The organism is Candidatus Cloacimonadota bacterium (assembly GCA_034661015.1).
Classification (GTDB): Bacteria; Cloacimonadota; Cloacimonadia; order JGIOTU-2; family JGIOTU-2; genus JAYEKN01.
Map to the genome: position 1 here is coordinate 1 of JAYEKN010000085.1, position 2,236 is coordinate 2,236.

Consider the following 2,236-nt stretch of genomic DNA (forward strand, 5'->3'; position numbering starts at 1 on the left):
AATTCATCAGCATTGTTATCAACATCAGGCTCTCTGACATCTTTAGGTTTAGGAGTTAGTATTGCACAAACAATAAGTGCACTTAGTAATAAATCTAACGTAATATCCCAAAATATTTCAAAAACATTAAAATCGTATACTCATACCATTTCAATTGAAATTATGAATACTAATGATGAACTCATTTGGCAAGGTGAATCAACTTGGGATTCACCAAATATTAATCTTCAATCTGACATTAAACCATCAATTCAGCTAATTGTAAGTAATCTTCCAGAAAATAAAGAAAATTTACCAATTGTTCTAAAAGTAAAAAAAGAAAAAGAGGAAAATTATTACAATCTAGTATGTAAAGATAAATGGTTTTCTTGTCCTGCTCTTCCATATAAAATAAAATTTGGTTGGAGGACTTCAGCAAACAGTTCACAAAGTATCGATTACAATATTCCTAATTGTATAAATGATCCAATTGCCTTGGCAGCATATGTTGATTTAATTCAAACTGCAGAATTTGCACTTCCTTCAGGATTGAAAGATTATTCCAATCCATTAAATAATTCATTATGGAGTAAAGTACAACTTGGTGGTATTTACAAATTTTCTACAGGAAAAGAAATAAAAATATTGATTAAATTAAAAGGTGAGAAAAGTGGTTATGTTGTGGATAAAAGCTGGATTGCATCAAATGATGAGTTTTTACAATTTGAAAAGAATCTAAAAGAATGGCGAGATTCTTTAACTGATTATTATGATATTTTCGAAGAATAAACGTGAATCAAAAAGTAATTTCCTATAACAAAAGTGCCTGCGGTTCAGTCTCGTGATTTGTTTCGTCTGAATCGTTCCGATTCAAACTTTGGTCGGTTTGTTCGGTCGTGATCGTTCCGATCCCGCCGCACACGCGAAACATTATTCACCAATATTTGAATTTTTAGTGTTCACAAAATCCTGTTTGGGAATTATAAATAAAAAAGGAGTAATAGTTTGAGTCCAACAATTTACAGAGAAAATGGTTTAAGATATTTTTTCTTCTCAAGAGAAGAGGAACGAAAACATATACACATTATGTCCAGTGATGGAGAAGCGAAATTTTGGTTAGAGCCAACAATAGAATTGGCAGTTAATCACTCTTTTTCAGCAAAGCAGTTGAAACATATTAAAAAAGTTATTGAGGAGCATTATAATGAATTCATTAATGAATGGAATGCGCATTTCATCTATTGAAATTACAAATATCTCATCACACGGATTTTGGATTTTTGCCCATAATCAAGAGTTTTTTTTATCATATGAATCATTTCCCTGGTTTAAAGATAAGACAATAAGAAACATTTCTAATGTTATAGAAGAATCACCAAGACATTTATATTGGCCTGATCTTGATATAGATTTAAGTTATGATTCCATTATTAATCCTAACAAATATCCTTTAATATATAAAAATGCATCAATTTAGAAACATTATTGTTTTGTTATAATAATCTGTGAATTATTGATAGATATCTGGCGGTAACAAGCGTATCAGCTCAGATTGAGAGAAGATATGAAAGAGCTCCGCATACGCCAACCATTACACCCAATAAAAGTATCAATTATTCTACTTGACCAATAAAGTGTTTCTTCTGACAAGAGAATAGCTTAAAAGAAGAATATTGGAGAGATTGAAATATGAATGAAAATAATAGATTAATACGAAACAGCACAGCAGAATTTTTGATTTTTACTCAGCAAGCCGGAGAAGACGGAATTGAGGTTCGGTATGAATATGAGACAATTGGGCTATCCCAAAAACTGATAACAACACTTTTTGATGTGAATGTAAGAACGATTAACGAGCATCTTAAAAACATTTATAAACAAAATGAATTATCTGAAAAAACAACTATTCGGAAATTCCGGATAGTTCAACCCGAAGGCAAACGAGAAGTTACAAGAAATATTGAGTATTACAATCTTGATGCAATAATTTCTGTTGGTTATCAAGTAAATTCAATTCGAGCTACCCAATATTTGAATTTTTATTGTTCACAAAATCCCAACTCAGACGCTGTCTGTTATGTCCAAGTCGGGATTTGCTTTGGAGTAAAATATCCGTGATATTTTTCTTTGTTTTTGGAGTAAAATATCCGTGATATTTTTCTTTGTTTTTGGAGTAAAATATCCCCCGATGAAATATGAAAATAGATTTCACGGGGCAGGCGTGATATTTCAAAATGCAACTCCCAAACCTCACGTT

3 protein-coding genes and 1 pseudogene are annotated in these 2,236 nt (G+C 31.2%); all 4 read left to right on the top strand.

Going from position 1 to position 2,236, the window contains the following annotated elements; all coding sequences use genetic code 11:
• Positions 1 to 768, top strand: a 768-nt coding sequence (locus U9P79_02865) for a hypothetical protein (protein ID MEA2103571.1), incomplete at its 5' end; no start/stop codon positions are given.
• A gap of 216 nt (positions 769 to 984) precedes the next feature.
• Positions 985 to 1,224, top strand: a complete 240-nt coding sequence (locus U9P79_02870; GenBank protein ID MEA2103572.1) for a DUF4160 domain-containing protein — start codon at positions 985 to 987, stop codon at positions 1,222 to 1,224.
• Positions 1,184 to 1,456 carry a DUF2442 domain-containing protein gene (locus U9P79_02875; GenBank protein ID MEA2103573.1) on the top strand — a complete coding sequence of 91 codons (273 nt, stop codon included), beginning with the start codon at positions 1,184 to 1,186 and terminating at the stop codon, positions 1,454 to 1,456. The genes U9P79_02870 and U9P79_02875 overlap by 41 nt, the downstream gene beginning before the upstream one ends.
• Before the next feature lie 212 nt (positions 1,457 to 1,668).
• Positions 1,669 to 2,010: pseudogene (gene rhuM, locus U9P79_02880) on the top strand (RhuM family protein).
• Positions 2,011 to 2,236 lie beyond the last annotated feature (226 nt).

Coding starts and splice junctions, on each gene's coding strand:
- U9P79_02875 (MEA2103573.1), top strand. CDS start 1,184: ATGAATTCATTAATGAATGGAATGCGCATTTCATCTATTGAAATTACA.